This window comes from Paraburkholderia sp. MM5477-R1, assembly GCF_050436385.1.
Classification (GTDB): Bacteria; Pseudomonadota; Gammaproteobacteria; order Burkholderiales; family Burkholderiaceae; genus Paraburkholderia; species Paraburkholderia tuberum.
The window spans coordinates 964,404-980,433 of sequence record NZ_JBNDMC010000006.1 but is presented as its reverse complement, the minus strand read 5'-3'; the positions used below and the strand labels follow the sequence as shown (position 1 = coordinate 980,433).

General features: G+C 58.9%; 10 protein-coding genes. 1 reads left to right on the top strand and 9 read right to left on the bottom strand.

Annotation, left to right across the window (positions count from 1 at the left end; genetic code table 11):
- Positions 1 to 26: 26 nt before the first annotated feature.
- Positions 27 to 1,328 carry an SUMF1/EgtB/PvdO family nonheme iron enzyme gene (locus OKW35_RS22830; RefSeq protein ID WP_429553206.1) on the top strand — a complete coding sequence of 434 codons (1,302 nt, stop codon included), beginning with the start codon at positions 27 to 29 and terminating at the stop codon, positions 1,326 to 1,328.
- A gap of 77 nt (positions 1,329 to 1,405) precedes the next feature.
- Here the strand turns inward: OKW35_RS22830 and OKW35_RS22825 are convergent, their stop codons facing one another.
- From OKW35_RS22825 to OKW35_RS22785, 9 genes are all read right to left on the bottom strand, one after another.
- Positions 1,406 to 2,644 (bottom strand): TniQ family protein, encoded by a 1,239-nt coding sequence (locus OKW35_RS22825; protein ID WP_429553829.1) that lies wholly within the window; start codon positions 2,642 to 2,644, stop codon positions 1,406 to 1,408.
- 31 nt (positions 2,645 to 2,675) lie between these two features.
- Positions 2,676 to 3,986, bottom strand: coding sequence for a TniQ family protein (locus OKW35_RS22820; RefSeq protein WP_429553205.1), 1,311 nt, complete (start codon positions 3,984 to 3,986; stop codon positions 2,676 to 2,678).
- 30 nt (positions 3,987 to 4,016) lie between these two features.
- Complete coding sequence (locus tag OKW35_RS22815; protein ID WP_429553204.1) at positions 4,017 to 4,511, bottom strand: hypothetical protein; 495 nt, start codon at positions 4,509 to 4,511, stop codon at positions 4,017 to 4,019.
- A gap of 9 nt (positions 4,512 to 4,520) precedes the next feature.
- The gene (locus OKW35_RS22810; RefSeq protein ID WP_429553203.1) at positions 4,521 to 5,141 is read right to left on the bottom strand and encodes an AAA family ATPase; all 621 of its coding nucleotides are present in this window, start codon (positions 5,139 to 5,141) and stop codon (positions 4,521 to 4,523) included.
- Complete coding sequence (locus tag OKW35_RS22805; protein ID WP_429553202.1) at positions 5,119 to 7,854, bottom strand: integrase catalytic domain-containing protein; 2,736 nt, start codon at positions 7,852 to 7,854, stop codon at positions 5,119 to 5,121. The genes OKW35_RS22810 and OKW35_RS22805 overlap by 23 nt, the downstream gene beginning before the upstream one ends.
- Positions 7,855 to 8,440: 586 nt before the next feature.
- Positions 8,441 to 9,393 (bottom strand): IS5 family transposase gene (locus OKW35_RS22800; RefSeq protein WP_429553201.1). Its coding sequence is split into 2 segments (ribosomal slippage): positions 8,441 to 8,673 and positions 8,673 to 9,393, totalling 954 coding nucleotides; the frame shifts between segments, so codons are not numbered across the junction.
- 2,420 nt (positions 9,394 to 11,813) lie between these two features.
- Positions 11,814 to 13,211 (bottom strand): FAD-binding oxidoreductase, encoded by a 1,398-nt coding sequence (locus OKW35_RS22795; protein ID WP_429553200.1) that lies wholly within the window; start codon positions 13,209 to 13,211, stop codon positions 11,814 to 11,816.
- 7 nt (positions 13,212 to 13,218) lie between these two features.
- A complete protein-coding gene (locus OKW35_RS22790; RefSeq protein ID WP_429402674.1) occupies positions 13,219 to 14,526 on the bottom strand; it encodes an MFS transporter in 1,308 nt (435 codons plus the stop codon).
- A 49-nt stretch (positions 14,527 to 14,575) separates the two neighbouring features.
- The gene (locus OKW35_RS22785) at positions 14,576 to 16,006 is read right to left on the bottom strand and encodes a sulfatase-like hydrolase/transferase (RefSeq protein ID WP_429553199.1); all 1,431 of its coding nucleotides are present in this window, start codon (positions 16,004 to 16,006) and stop codon (positions 14,576 to 14,578) included.
- Between the last annotated feature and the right edge of the window lie 24 nt (positions 16,007 to 16,030).

The window sequence follows — 16,030 nt, the reverse complement described above, 5'->3', positions numbered from 1 at the left end:
CCGTGTTGCATGGAGACCCGGCCCCAATGAATCGCGACCCTGTCCCGCATCATCCGCTCGTGCAGCGCCTGCTCGACGCGCGTCAAGTCACCGACGACCTGTTTGCGATCGTCAAACCCGACTACCTCTATGAACGGCCGATCCGCGAGCGTCACCGCGTCGTGTTCTACATCGGCCATCTCGAAGCGTTCGATCGCAATCTGCTCGACCAGCGTCTGTTCGATCTGCCGGCTTTCGCGCCGGAACTCGACCAGTTGTTCGCCTTCGGCATCGATCCGGTAGACGGCGGCTTTCCCACCGATCAACCCAGCGATTGGCCGTCGCTCGCCGCCGTGCGCGAGTATGCGACGCGCGCGCGCCGGCAGATCGACACCGCGCTCGACGAACTCGGCAGCGCGGCGCACGACAAGGCGGCCGTGCAACTGCTGAACGTCGCGATCGAGCATCGGTTGATGCATGCGGAAACGCTCGCGTACATGCTCCATCAGTTGCCACTCGCGCAGAAGAACACCGCGTTGCGCGAGCCGGTGGTGACGAGCGAGGAGCAGCGCGACGCGTTGTCGTCGATGGTTAGCGTGCCGGCCGGCACGGCCGTGCTCGGCATGCCGCGCGAGGCCGGCCGCTTCGGCTGGGATAATGAGTTCGGCGAAATGAGCGTGGACGTGCCCGCGTTCGAGATCGATCGATACATGGTCACGAACGGTGCGTTCCTCGAGTTCATCGAAGACGGCGGTTATCGCGAGCCGAAGTGGTGGTCGCCGAAGGACTGGGCATGGAAGGAAGCGGAGCGCATCGAGCATCCCGCTGGCTGGTCGCAACCCACGGCGCAAGACGGTCGCCCGGCATGGACGCTGCGCACGATGTTCGACGACGTGCCCTTGCCGCTCGACTGGCCCGTCTACGTGAGCCACGCCGAAGCGAGCGCCTACGCGCGCTGGGCCGGCAAAACCCTGCCGACCGAGGCGCAATGGCAACGCGCGGCGCACGGTGCGCCGCAAGCGGCGTCGGGGAACTTCGATTTCCGCAGTTGGGATCCACGGCCCGTCGACGCGCATCCGGACAACGTCAGCACGTTCGGCGCGGAAGGTCAGTTCGGCAACGGCTGGGAATGGACCTCGACGCTTTTCGAAGCGCTGCCGGGCTTCGAAGCGTTTCCGTTCTATCCCGGCTATTCGGCCAACTTCTTCGATGGGCAGCACTACGTGCTGAAGGGCGGCTCGGCGCGTACCGCGCTGTGCATGCTGCGGCCGGAATTTCGCAACTGGTTTCAGCCGCATTATCAGTATGTGTATGCGGGGTTTCGGTGTGTGCGGGTGATGACAAGTTAAGCAATAAATGACCGGATAGTCATCTTTCGCTTAAGTGCAAGCGACAACCAGCTATTGCTTTAATTTTCGCCGGTACGTCAGCGCTCCTGATACTTGCCAGCTCGAGCTTTGACCTGCATTCGCCTGAAAAGCTCGCGCTCACTGGCATCGTGACCCAAATATATACCGCATTGCTCGTAAACGTTGAGTTTTGTAAAGGATAGACCTGCTTTTGCAAGATGTCGCCTGGCTTCGCGCAATTTGCGGCCGCTACGAAGCAGCCGGCGCCACTTCGCCTGGTGCTGGCGCTCGAGCCATCTGGCGTGAAGAATGTGCGTGATATCGGGAAACGACCGTAGCAAGAACGACGGCGAAACTCCGATACGCTCGCCAAGCTGCCTGACAGTGGCAGCGGGATTCTCTGATATCGCGTCCTCTATCTTATCGCGCGCTACGGAGCTCCCGGGACTTTTCCGCAACCACTGCCCGCTCAAAGTTACTCTGCGCGGAGACTCGGTCCGCTCCCTGACATCGCCGCGCAGTACAGACAATAAATCGGCCTGCAACGTACCGCAAAGAATAAGTATTTGCTGCAATCCCAATCGCCCCGCGTTCAGTCTGTCATACAGATATCGGTCATTAAAACCGCATTTGCGCTGCGCCTCTCCAATCGATCCCCAGCGCTCCCCAATGCGCTGTTTCAAGGCGTCTACCACAACGCGTATGTCAAACTCTTCTCCACTTGATGCTGCTGAAATCAAAGTGCCAATCTGTTCGGCAACCCAAATCTGACTTTTAGTTGCCTGTCGCGCGGTCAGCCCGGAACATTGAAATCCAACGGAACCACAGTAGCGACACACACCCGGCACGAGGCACCGCCGAGCCCGGCCGAGCCAGTGATCACAAGGATAGCCGCATTCGGAGCTGACCAGGCGGACGTGATGCTTCGGACACGCTTCGACGGGACCAATGCTCCATATGAGCGGCTCCCAGGCGTTTGGAAACGGATCTTCTTTTATGCAAAGCGGACAATGTCGCATTACCAGCGCATCAATACACTTCGTGAAATCGATGACCCTGGCTAATGAACTCAGGTTACAGACCTTCACATCCGAGATTCCCGTCGCATCCGCAACTGCCTGTATCAATGGACTAGCGAATAGGAGTGCCCCCCAACTAGTCGGCAAAACCGTCGGCCACGGCTTGATCGACGGACACCGCTTCGCAATGATGTATCGCACCAGAGTCGGGTATGACACAGTGTGGGCCACGGCGAGGCGACAGATCAGACTTCTGACGCTCTCGCACTGGCTACTCCCAAGACCGCGTGGCACCATCGGATATAAATCTGTCAAAGCTTGATAAGAATTATTCGGCGTCGTCATTGACCGCACCCCTGCAAAATGTGGTTGTGCTTTCTGTCCTGCCAGCCTCAAGAATCCGCTGCAGTGCCACCATGTACCGTGAATTGGGCGTAACCATGATTCCACCTTCGAGCCAGACGTTGCGCAACGTAGGTGATCTGCCACCGTCGACCAACCTGCCCACAATCTCTTCTAGCTTCTTCTTTGTCTCATCGGTACGCAAAAGCCGGCCCGAAAGGACATGCTCACGATGCCTCGCGATGATCAGCGCGGTCTCTTCGGGGAATGCTTTCGTGAGTGTACGTGTCGAAACTTTCAGCATTCGGGCCACCAAGGACAGCGATGGCCGGCCGTCATCGGCCGAGAATCTCTGCAGCAATTGCAATCGCTCCGAGTAGGGCACGCGTCCTCCATTCGATGACCGCGGGACATAGCGATAGGGGCAGCCCGTACCCTGACTGACCGATCCCTGCATCGCATCGACCACGTCCACGCCTGCTGCGGCGCATAGAGCCAGCAGCGGCTTGTACTTGACAAGCCGCCTGCCATGAATCCAGTCGAATAGTCTGGCCTTGCTGAATCCACATTTTCGGGCTGCCCGAAAGGGGCGTCCGCCCCCAACTATCGCTGCCATCTCGTACACGGCACGTCGCACGGCGTCCGCATCGAACCGCTGTCCTGCCGACACGGCAGCGATCATTGCCCCGGTCTGCTCAGCGACCCATACCTCATCGAAAGACGCAGCGCGTGGAGGCGGGTCGGCACGACATTCATAATTCAAAGCGCCGCATGTCGGACAAACGCCTGGCACCTGTCGACGTGACCATCGCGCCCGTTGTCGCGAAGAAGGTGCGCCACATCGAGACGGAACCAGTGCGCAGAGATGTTGCGGACAGACCGTCACAACCCCGACATCCCAGAGTAGCGGTCTGAATGCCATCGGATAAGGGACGGCAAGATAGCAGGCCGCACAATGTCGCGGCTCTGTGGCTGCCATCCCGGCAACGTCGATCACATCAGCGAGCGATGCGAGTGACAGGCGCTGCACCTCGTTGACTTCAGTCGCCCGATAAAGTGCATCCTGCAACGGCAGCGTGCGGGCCTTCGTGTAAAGTGAAACAGCATTGCTTCGATTCCAGAATGAGAAATGTCGCCAGATCCGAAAGTCAGTGGCGGAAATATCACCCAACGCCCCGTTCACCAGGTCGTCGACACTAACAGTGTGTGCATTTGCCAGTCGACACAGATAGCTGACGAGCCCTTCACACCTCCGGGATCCGACTCCCTCCGGCTTGAGCGCGTAAAGCAGAGACATTGACATACCCCTAATAGCAAATTTCACCTATTACTCGACTGGCGTAGACGAACTCATCTGCTCAGCCAGTTTGCTAACGTTTTCTTCCGACAAGGCAACATGGCCGTACCCCATTTCAACCAATTTTTCCTCGCCTTCCTCCACTTCCTTTCTGATAGTCTTGATTGCATGCGCGTCTTTCAAGCAATTCCTAATAAACGTCTTGTTCCATTTACCGCCATTTTCCAAATGCATCTCGAGAACATTCACCATGAATTCCTTTAGTAAACCGAATATTCCAATTGTCGCCTCCAGTAACAGCTCTCTTGCCGCATAGAAATCCGGATGCGACGCGAGCGGCCAGCGAGCTTGAAGCTTCCGTATTCCCTCCCCAAAATCCTCGATATCCTTTTCATTCCGAATCAATGCTCCGCTGCTATCAACAACCTTTGCCCGGTACCGGTCAAAATAGACAAGTCCTCCCCGGCGTCCGACCTGTCCGTAAGAGGTAACCAATTGCAGAAGGTCATAGCCACCTATCAGCAAAAGTTGGCACTATGATGCCGCATCAGCCATACTCTTGATTGCATCCATCACTACAACAGGATCTCCAGACCGTAAAAGATGAAATGCCTCATCCAATGCAAGGAGTACTGTTCCACGATTGCGCAACATGCTCACCACAGCACCGTACAATGACTCCAGCGAGGCCTTTTGTGACGCCAGGACGGTCTGCAATCTCCCGTCCTGAATAAGCGACGCCCGCTTGCTGTCGATGAGCGGTTCGTGGCCTCCATGCAAAATGGCGCGATAGAATCCGCTCCAGGGGATCGTGCGTCGACCAAGTGCTGGCACCTTGATCAGGATGAACGGTACTTTCCCGGTATCTTCTGATGCTAATTCAGCGCCCAGGAAATACTCGGCGAACGCGGACTTCCCCGCGCCAGTGGGACCGATCAGAGTGATGATCCGCTCTTCACTGAATTTGCGCAGACACCGGTCTATTTTCTTTTTGACGGTCATCAGTTTGGCGTGCTTGACATGAATTGAAAAGAAAAACCTTAGCTTCTCTTCCGGACTCAATGCATAAGCCTGTTCGCGGCTGAGACGCGCATATCGAAGTCGGTCTTCGGGCGAGATCTCGCGCGCAAGCCTAGAGAAATCCTGTGCGTCCATCGGGTTCACTCCAAGTATCGTCCGACTGCTTGTCGGCCAGTTCAGGCGGTTTGGCCTCTTCAAAGGTGTCAGTTGGCGGCGCGGGAAGAATAGAGGATCGCAGGACGTTTGCTGCTGACGGGGCCACGGCGAGTTCGGGGGGAACTGGCCGGGCCATCGTCATGTTCAACGCACCGTAACACGCGCCGATAATTTGGCGTTGCTGCGCTATCTTTTCATCGAAGAGCAGTCGATCTGAGGACGCAACCATACGACGTGCGTGCTCGATCGTGCGCTTTCCACGCTGCGCAGCCAACTGGTTGAAGCGGTTCTTTGCACGCAGCGCTTGTTCAACCTCGTAACGCTGCCGCCCGAGGTATGGTTCGACCACTCGCTTGATCGCCGTGAGCCATTCCTTTCCCGTGTTGACGTAGATGACATTAGCGCACCAGTCCTCGACGCGAACCTCAAGAATGCGCCCTCCGAGGCTGGACATGTCCGAATGCCAGTAATAGTCCCCGGTCAACCAGACTCCCTTATGCGGTTGAACTTTGTGCCAACGGCGTGGCGGAAACCGGCTGGTCATCAACAACAGGTTCTCGTCGAAACTGATCGTCAAGTGTTCCTGTTTCCCAGTCTCCTGAAAACGGATGTTTTCGTACTCGAGAGGAGTCACGCCCAGACGCGCATGCACAACATTGGGACGGGCTTCAAACAGGTAGTTTTCAAAAGCCTGGTAGAGGCTTTCAAACCTCCACCTCCGGCGCTCATTGGGGAGTTCCTTTGGTGAAATCTGCCGCGGCAGCTTGAGCTGAATCGAATTCCCCTCGAGGCCGCTGATAAGCTCATCTTCGGTGACACCAATGAGGCTCTCGATGGGAGCACCGCCCCGCGGCTTGTTGGTTGCACGGTAGCGGACCTTAATGCCAAACGTACTGCAAAAGAGAGCGAACGCATCAACCCGAAACTCGCGCCCACCATCCACAATGATCAGCCGGGGCAGCCGCTTCCAGCGGCGCACGTAATCGCGCAAGATCATCAGCGCCGCCGACTGTGATGGAGCCCTCATGTCAAGGTACATGGCTAGCACGCGGGGGACGTGTCCATCGCGGCCGAGGGTTAGCCACGGCTTGCCCCAGTCTTCATGGTTCGGACCGTCAACAAAGATATTGACCAGCGTATGGTCGATATAAAGCACCTCGTACGGGAAAAGACCATGTATCGGCTCACGGATATCGAGGTAGAACGGAATGTCCGCGGCGTCGTACCCCGCGCGCGCGCCTCCCCGAATCCGCGGCTTGCCGTACCGCTGAACGCGCGCTAGAAAAGTCGGGAACGACATCGGAACGACGCCCTGCTCGTCACACTTGACGGTGTAGCGCCTGTAAGTCTTGCTAGCACTTGGCGCGTCCGGCCCGTTGTAAAATGTTTCTATCTCATGCTTCGCAGGTTGTTCAGTTTCAGGTGAGAGCCTTGGGACACGACTGCCCTTGTCCGAATCACGCCCGCCGAGAGCAACGAACGCATCGAGTAGCGTTGCAGCGTTCCTGACAACACGGATTGCACGACCGGTGGTCGACGCCGAATCCACTCGCGCTCCGGACAGTACCGCATTGAGCTTTTTCGTCGCTTTGGCAACCTGCGTTCGGCTCATGTCACTGATCCGCCTAGCGTGCGTCTTTTCGACTAGTGCAGACCGTTCCTCCGGGGAGGCCTGATCCGCATAAAGGGACTCCGCCTCATCTGCCGGTAGTGACATTTGATGCCCGTCGGCGCTGAAGAACAGGTACTCGGCATGCTTCCCCGTTGTCGACAAGAGCACTTCCCAATCCCTTTCCCCGTATCGTAGCCGGCACCCGGGCTTGAGAATCCCCATCCCGGGCAAGGGCAGCGGTGCAGTATTGGCATGATCTGCGGCGTCCCACAGCAGCCGGAACGCCTTTTCCGTTTCCTCGTCACGGAAGAGATAGAGTTGATCAATGTCCCCGAGTCGCGTCGCGAACAGATCGACGTAGACGACCTCTTGTGCTATCGCCGACATAATCACGTCTGCCGATAGTTTGTGCTCGTCCAGTAGGGAGCGGTAAGCAACGGGCCCTTCAAAAAGGATGTTGTGAAATCTCTGCTGCGTATCGGACGCAAGCAGCGGCGTGCGCTCATCAAGGTACGGGTCGAGGTAACGCATGTTCTCAAGGAACTGTCGTGGAATGTCACGGCCCGTTCTCAATACGTGACGCATTCCGAGTCCGGTGCAAAGCAGTTCCAGTTCGCGATCGTGCCAGCATCCATTTTCATCGCGGAAATAACGGCCTACCTTCACATACCGCTCGCGGTCCTTTCGCTCCAGCGTCAGGAGTTGGCTTTCCTCCCGCCAGTCTTCCAGAAGCGGATCGGCTTGGATAACCATATAGTCAACGGTGTGCTGGATCCGATTCAGCACCCGCCCCGCTTCGTCGTGTGTATCGACCGTAAACGTGTGTGGACTCGGGTAGAATTCCAAAACCGCCTTGTCGAATTCATGCCACATTACTGCGCTGCCATGCAGGGTTCGGCTTCTAGCCGAAATGGCGCATCGCATCTTGCGCGAAGGGATGCGCACAATGGAACTGCCCGGGCCACGCGGAGCCACCTCCATCGCGGCCCCTCGTTCACGCATCCTTCGCATCAGCAGGCTCGCCTCGCTGCTCAACGATCTGCTCGCCAGGTAGGATTCAAACTCAAAGTCCCGTAGCATTACAGTGGGCTCCTGATATTCTGTCTCGCAACTGATCGTCAGACCAGCGTGACGCCGTGGCGATACGGAAGACCAAAGCGAAATCCATCGCTGAAACAACAGACAACAACTGCCAATGGACCTGTGCGTTCTCACCCCATTCGCCTCGTGCGAACGCGAGGTTCTGGCTCCAGGGGCTTACCATCTCGGATCTCGTTCACGAGCTCCGTCCTTTGCTTCGTTACGCCAGGTGTTGGCGTAGCGCGCCCCCCATCTGGTGAGAGCTGTGTCGCCTCAAGGCTCCCCACATCGCCGGCTTGCGGCGGACTTGAACAGATCACAGGCACGCTCGTCCCTGAACACGGCGATGCCGGATTCGATCTTGCTGTCACAAACGGACGACGATTCGGAGAAAGGTTACGATACAGTCAGGACCACGAATTAATATCCCGTTAAGGAAGGTCTGCACAACCCTCTTTGCGTGCGTTATCTTTCACATCCAGCGCGGCCTCTGCGTTCAGATCTTTGCTGGCGAGTCAATCGCCGGGGCTTTTTTCGCGCGCCGGAGCGCTTCAACCAGACATACGGACTTTATCGGCTCGGTGTTTCAAGCTTTGCGCAAAGCTCTACGCGCCATCCATAAATTGCCCAAAGCAAACAGCGTAGTGATCTGGGCGGTGTTCTTCATCAAACCACGATAGCGGGTCTTCATGTAACCGAACTGCCGCTTGAGGATGCGAAACGGGTGTTCGACCTTGGCTCGAATACCCGCCTTCAGGCGTTCGATCTGATCGTATATCGCGTCCACCGAATCACTCAGATCCAGTTTCCTGCGCTTGCCGGTCGCATTGCAACATGCCAACGAACCGCGTCAGCCTCACAACGCTTTTCGATACCCTGATATCCGGCGTCCGCGTACACATCCGTTTCTTTACCATGCAGCAATGCCGGGGCTACGTTGATGTCGTGAACATTGGCCGCCGTTCCGAGGACCGTATGGACCAGGCCCGAGTCGGCGTCCACGCCGATATGCATCTTCATCCCGAAGTACCAGTTGCCACCTTTCTGCGTTGATTGCATTTCCGGATCACGCGTGCCGGAGCCATTCTTTGTCGAACTGGGCGCGGCAATCAGAGTGGCGTCGACTGCCGATCCAGCCTTGAGCATCAGGCCTTTCTCCGTCAGGATTTCATTGACCAGCGCCAGCATTTGCACCGCCAGTCCGTGCGTTTCCAGCAGATGGCGGAACCGGAGAATCGTGCTTTCATCCGGCAAGCGAACCATCCCGCCGTCGAGACCCGCGAACTCGCGATACAGCGGAACGTCATAGAGTGCCTCTTCCATGGCAGGGTCTGACAGACCGAACCATTGCTGCATGAAATGAATCTGCAACATCGTTGCAATCGGGAACGGCGGCCGACCGGTTTTGCCCGTGGGATAGTGCGGCTCAATCAGCGCAATCAGCTTCAACCAGGGCACAACACGTCGCATCTCATCGAGAAATTCCCGTTTGCGCGTGCGCTTCGTTGACAGATCCAGACCAAGACCAAGTTGCGTCATCACACTGCTCCTCAACTAATTCGCTCTGTTTCCAGGATAGCTCAGCAGCAACGCAATGCCAGGACTTTTGCAGACCTTCCTTAACAGTTCATTGACGAATGCGCATTCCCATTTCTTCTTCCTCGTCTCCCGCAGAAACCTGGCAAAACAGGCAGGTGCAACGGCTTCGGCAGATTCCTCGGTCTAACCCGACTCACCACGCGGCGCCAAGCGCGCGCGAGGTTGATGCGTGCGTCCGGTTACCCCCGTTGTACGCCTGGCAGCGTCAGATGCATTGAGCTCCCACTGCGCCCAGTACGCCACCCCGTAAGGTAGTGGCTGGCCGGTTCCGGTCGATTCGATGCCGCAATGAGTCGAGCGACAGCTGTTTCAACGCACTGCGGACATACCTGGTTGCAGTCGGTGCGCCACCCCGCTTCATTGGCGTACATCATCGAGGCCGACAGACATATCCCGGATGCGCGCGCACACGGGATCCGAGACGACGACCATCGTCAACATCCGTATACGCCGGCCAATGATGAGCGCGCCAGACGCGAAGCGCATTGTCCAGGCCTGGCCAGCGCAGCCAGCAACCGGCACACCACACGCAACTGATCCGCACGCTTCCTGCGTCGCTCCGCCCGGAGCGACACACCACCATCTGTGTCCAGACACCGGCTCGGTGTGGTCTATCGCCAGCCCCCTTTTCCGAGGCAGGACCCGCAGCCACGGCGAACCAGATGGCGGCGTTTGCCGCGTCAATTCCCGCGGACGCGCCCGCGCCGCCTTCGCAACGCCATCCCCGTTATTTTGCCTGTCCATCTGCAACCCCCTCCCGGTGAGCCTGCGATCCGTGAGACGGAGTGTATTCACGTATGCGGTCAATTCAAGCCCGGTTCAGGCGGCGGCCCACCCGAACGTAGCAGTTCGATGACAGGCATCAGTACCAACGAAACACAACGCCTCGGTTTTCGGAAACTGCATCGATCGTTCGCGGCGAACTAAGCCGTTGAATTTTCAACACTAAATAAAATTTCAGAGCCTGTTTTAAGGCGCGTTAACAAGCGCGTTATCAACGCGGCCCTTTGCACCGCCGCGCGCTTCGCATCCAGGTCGGAACACATATATACGGAATGGATAACGAAAAGCGGCCCCAGCAGGGCGCCGAAAAGATTTCGCGTTTTTTTGCAATGGTCGGGTGTTCGTTAAGTATTGCTTTAGATCGCGGAACGAATACTCGCCGCTGCGAGGCGAACGGCCTGGCCGGGCGCTACCGGTTGAGCCATGCGCGTCAGCGCCTGGCGGCCGCACGCGTACCTCGTCTGACCGACAGGACAGCGACTGCTCGCGGATCGCCCTCGCAATTACTGCTACAAGGGCGATATACGGTTACGCGGTCTGAGCGCGGGATCCGGAACAGGGCGCACGAACGGATGACCCCGAAGCCATTGGGGGTGCCGTATGCCTGCGCGGACAGGAAAACATCACCTCGCCCCTGACGGGCGATGGTCGCCGGTCATGCCGGGCGAGCGTCCCGGCCAGACTGGCGTACGGGGCAAAGGAGCGGGAAACCCCGCTCCGCACGCCCGTCCCGACACATGAAATGACTCACCCCGGGCAACAGCCAGCAGGCTGTTCCGTTTCGTCCGATGGTGTCCACGCAGGCCGGGCCAGGCCGGTTGCGAGGAGCCGGCCGCGCGCATCGTGGGTGACATTTTCCGCGATGGGCGATCAATTACCGCGGTGGCCGGTCCGCGGCGATAACGCCGGTTATCGCGGCCAGCCCGCCACCCTCGCCGGACCCGCCGCGGTCGAGGCTCCCGGTCCCCGCTTTCGTTGCGCCGCCCCGCAAGGCCCCAACCGGCCGCGACGCCGCCGGCCGGGTGCGTGGCGCGGTCGGGGCGCCCCGGGCGTGCATAGAATTGAGTCAGGGTTTATACTTAAGCCGTCTCCTCCGTGTCTCCACATGGATTCCGGCCCGCCGCGCGCGGGCCTTTTTGTTTGCCGGGCGTCGGAACGCGGGGGCGACGCAGGTATTGGCGTCATCTCCGGACTGATCAGGCGGGCGCCGGACCCACTGCCGCCCCTCGCGACGCGAGAGGTCAGACGCCGGGCATCAGAGTCCGGCAGTCACCCGGTACTCCCGGTCAATGACAAAAATTCGGCCAAAGCCGACGATCGCCAATGGGATGGCGTGCGGCTGCTGCCCGTCGCATTGCTGACACTCGCAAAAGGGTGCCGGCGAATGTCAGCTCCCGCTACTAACGAATGAGTCGTCTCGACCCGCAAGAGACGCTGGAGATCGAACGCCGGCTGAACGGTTCCATCGAACTATTGCATCGACCGGTTGAATCCGCCATCTGCAAGCGGACGTTGTAGCTTACAACGACTTGTCCGTTCTCCAGGCCAGCTTCGAGGCAATCTCCGGTACGACCGCGCTACGCAACAACGCGGTTAGCATTGAGGATGCCAGCAGGATCGAGAAGCGCCTTGAGCTGTTTCATCAGTTTCAGCTCGGCGTCTGAGCGACTCAAACGCAGGAATGGCTGCTTGATGACCCCGATGCCATGCTCCGCCGAGATGCAGCCCCCTGCCGTGTCGACCGCCGTGTAAGCCACTTCTTCGACGCGATGAAGCGCTTCAGCACTCGCGTACGGCCCCGAAAGCACATGAAGATTTCCATCGCCCAGATGGCCGAAGAACAGATGCGTCTGATCAGGAAACTGCTCGTCAAGCGATATGCGTACGCTCTTGACGAATCGGTCCATCTGGTCCATCGGTACACCGACGTCGAATGCGGCGTGCGGTTTGAGCTTCGACAGCAGCTCACCCACTGTCTCACGGTAAGCCCACAACTGGCGCGAATGATCGATCGACTGCGCAACGATTGCGTCCTGCACGACCTCCTGCTCAAGTGCGCTTTCGAGCAACCGTTCCAGCGCGCGCCGATCATCCTCCTCCGATACGCCCAGCGTCTCGACGAGCACATAGACCGGATAGGGCTGCGCGAACGGAGCCTTCAGACTGGCTATGTCCATCGCCGCACGCATGAAGTCATCCCACATGACCTCGAACGACGAAAGACCCGGTAGCGTTGCCCGCATGTCCTTGAGCAGCCGCGTTGCGGCGTCGAAGGAACCCAGCGCACACAACGCGGTATTGGCGGCCGTGGGCTTCGGTTCGAGCTTGAGAACGAGACGGGTGATCACACCCAGCACGCCTTCCGAACCGATGAACAGCTGCTTCAGGTCGATACCCGTTGTGTTCTTCGTGACCTTGTTCATCATCGACAACACCGTACCGTCGGGCAACGCGACTTCCATGCCGAGAATCAGGTCCCGCATGGTTCCGAAGCGGACCACCCTATTGCCGCCTGCATTCGTCGCGGCGTTGCCGCCGAGTTGGCATGTGCCCCGTGCTCCGAGATCGAGCGGAAAAAACCAGCCCTCCGATTCAACGTAAGCCTGTAGCTGCTCCAGCGCCAGTCCCGCCTGGACCGTAATCGTCCCACCGATACGGTCGAACGCTTCGATCGCGTTCATCTTCGACAGCGACAACGCCACTTCTCCCGCCTGCGGCGTCGCGCCGCCCGCCAGTCCAGTGAGCCCGCCCTGAACGACAACTCTTTGCTGGAATCCGGCGAGGGCGCCCAGTGCGCGTGCGACTTCGTCCGGCGTGCGCGGCAGCACGATCATCGTTGGCCGGACCCGGGTTGCGTCGCTCCAGTCACCGGCGTGCGCATCGAACGCGGTCGGGTCGACGGACACGCGGTCGTCGCCGAGTTGACCAACGAGTGCGCGATGCAGAGCCGCGAAGTTGTCTGATTGATCTTTCATGTTCTCTTTATTCCTGCGCGCCTGTCCGGTTGACCTGTCCGCTGAATCGCCGAAGCCCAGTGCGGGCAATCAGCGCAATGAGCGCGACGCCAGTCAGGAAGATCCCGGGTGCGGCAGACGAACCCGTACGATGCAATAGTTGCGTGACGAGAAGCGGCGTGATGCCTGTGAAGACCACCGTCGCGAGATTGAGCGAGAGTGCGATGCCGCTAAAGCGGACATTCGTTGGAAACAGATCCGCGAGAAGGAATGCGTAAGCGCCGTTCACGAATCCGCCGACAAGGCCAATGATGGCGAACGCGACAAGCGGATCCAGCCCGTGTGCGGCGACAAGTCGATAGAACGGATAGCTGCCCAACAGCATGATGAGTGAACCGATGCGGTGCCAGTGACGGGCTGGCATGTGGTCCCCAAGCCACGCGAACAGCAGCAGCGATGCCGACATTGTCGCAATACCGACGTTCTGGCCCGCGCTCGCCAGACTCGACGAATAGTGCAGCACAGTCGTCATGTACGACGGCAGCACCACGAAAAGGAGACTGTTCGATGCGTTCACGATGCCAGCCACGCCCACGCCGATTACGATCTGCTTCGGGTAATCGGTCAGCACTTTTCTGAACGGCCGTTTGACCTTGTGGCTCTTGAGGCGCTGAAATTCACTGGATTCTTCGAGCGACGTGCGTAACCAGTAAGACACAAGTCCGATCACGCCACCGAAGATAAATGCCATGCGCCATCCGTAAGTCACGACGTCCGACGCGCTTAACGTCGAACGCAGTACGAGACTGATCAGCGTTGCCGTCAGCACTCCGGAATTCAGACAAAAGATGACGAGGCCACTCACCAGACTCGCGCGAGCCGGTATCTCTTCGACAACATAGGTAATCGAGCACGGCAATTCGCCCGCAAGGAAGAACCCCTGCGCAAGACGGAGCAGGATCAGCAGCGCGGGTGCCAGCACACCAATACTCGCGTACCCCGGTATCAATCCGATCCCGATCGTCGACGCGGACATCGCGAGGACCGAAACAAGAAAGATGACCCGTCGGCCAAAGCGGTCGCCAAGGCTGCTCAGCACGATTCCGCCCAGCGGCCTCGACACGTAGCCAATCGCAAACACGCTGAATGTGCTGATCAACGAGGCGATCGGGTCCGCGCCCGGGAAGAACTGCCGTGCAATCTCACGCGCGAACACGCCGTAGATGATGAAATCGTAGATCTCCAGCGAGCCGCCAAGACTCGCCAGAATCACCGTCTTCCACTTCTGTCTGAGCGCGGGTCCTTGCGTCACCGCAGTCATGTCGGCTGAGGCCATCAGTTGTCTCCATCAATGATTTTTATGCTGTCTTTTTACCGCTCGGGCGTCATTCGACCGGCACCGGCGTGGCTGCTGGTGTCCCCGTCTTCAGCGCTGCATCGCGTCCACCGAATGCCTCGATGAGCCTGTCCTGATCGAGCTTCGCTGCCGCATCGACGGCTTCGGGGTCGACCAGGTTACGTAGCCGCTCTTCGAATAACGACAGCACGGCTGCATATTCCGGCAGTCCTGCGACGTCGTTCAGTTCGTCGGGATCGCGTCGCAAGTCGAACAGTTCGGGCGGCAGGCCAACGTAGTGGTGGTATTTGTAGTCGGCGCTCGCAAGCATATAGGCCGCACTCTCCGAACCGACTGCGTGGTACTCGCTAAAGGCGAGATGCTCATGCAGATCGGGCGCGTTCGCCAGTTCCGCGAGCGATTGACCGGGACCGGACAACATCTCCGGACTGCAGCCCGTTTGCCCGAGAATCGTATTCTGGATGTCGACCAGCGACACCGGGGTTTCGCTGACCTTCCCCGCGGGAATGTCGGGCCCTGAGATGATCATCGGCACACCGGTCGATTCGCGGTACATCAGACATTTGTTCCACATGCCCCGCTTGCCCAGGTTGTCGCCGTGATCGCTGCTATAGATGACCGTCGTGCTGTCGTCGAGACCGTTTTCGCCTAGCGCGGAAAGTACTTTGCCGACCTGCGCATCCAGGAACGACACGAGCCCGAAATAGCACGCGATAGCGAGCCGGCGGCGCTCGTCGGTGCCGATCGCGGCGTCGTGATCCATGTGCAAGGCCTGCCGCTCGACCCATGGATGGCGTACATAGCCCGTCGATGGCTGGAGGGGCGGAAGTTCGATCGTAGCCGGATCGTACAGATCGAGGTATTGCTGAGGCACGATCAATGGGAAATGCGGCGCGACCAGCCCGACAAAGAGAACCCACGGCTTAGCGTCGCCGGCATGGTCGGTCAGCCAGTCGACGGCCGTGTCGGCGACGCGCGCATCGAAACGGTTGTAGTCGGACGTGCCTGGGCCGATCTTGTCATACAGCGGCGAGCGTCCCATCGTTCTGGGCAGGGGATTGCGCACCGATCCCCAAACCTGACCGATGCCATCAAGAATGTGAACGGGGTGATGCTGGCGCCGGAAGCCGACGGGTGAAGACTCCGATTTGTAATGCAGCTTGCCGATCGACTCGGTGAGCAGGCCGCTTTCGGACAGATATTGAGCCCACCCAGGATACGCGCCGTCATACGCGATCGCGTTGTCCCAGCAATGGATGTCGTGCACATAACGGCCGGTGGCGAGACTCGCGCGCGCCGGCACGCAGATGGGTGACGGCGTGTAGGCGTTGCAAAAGCGCGTGCCGCGCTGCGCGAGCGCATCGAGATTGGGCGTCTGGATGAACGGATGGCCCGCACAACCCATCAGGTTGTGCTGATGTTCGTCGGACAGGATGAAGAGGACGTTGCTGGGTTTCATAAGTCTGTCTTTCGCTGCAGTTGC

Excerpts from the sequence above, each read along its gene's own strand:
- OKW35_RS22830 (WP_429553206.1), top strand. The coding sequence starts at position 27 with ATGAATCGCGACCCTGTCCCGCATCATCCGCTCGTGCAGCGCCTGCTC.
- OKW35_RS22825 (WP_429553829.1), bottom strand. The coding sequence starts at position 2,644 with ATGGTGCCACGCGGTCTTGGGAGTAGCCAGTGCGAGAGCGTCAGAAGT.
- OKW35_RS22820 (WP_429553205.1), bottom strand. The coding sequence starts at position 3,986 with ATGTCTCTGCTTTACGCGCTCAAGCCGGAGGGAGTCGGATCCCGGAGG.
- OKW35_RS22810 (WP_429553203.1), bottom strand. The coding sequence starts at position 5,141 with ATGGACGCACAGGATTTCTCTAGGCTTGCGCGCGAGATCTCGCCCGAA.
- OKW35_RS22805 (WP_429553202.1), bottom strand. The coding sequence starts at position 7,854 with ATGCTACGGGACTTTGAGTTTGAATCCTACCTGGCGAGCAGATCGTTG.
- OKW35_RS22795 (WP_429553200.1), bottom strand. The coding sequence starts at position 13,211 with ATGAAAGATCAATCAGACAACTTCGCGGCTCTGCATCGCGCACTCGTT.
- OKW35_RS22790 (WP_429402674.1), bottom strand. The coding sequence starts at position 14,526 with ATGGCCTCAGCCGACATGACTGCGGTGACGCAAGGACCCGCGCTCAGA.
- OKW35_RS22785 (WP_429553199.1), bottom strand. The coding sequence starts at position 16,006 with ATGAAACCCAGCAACGTCCTCTTCATCCTGTCCGACGAACATCAGCAC.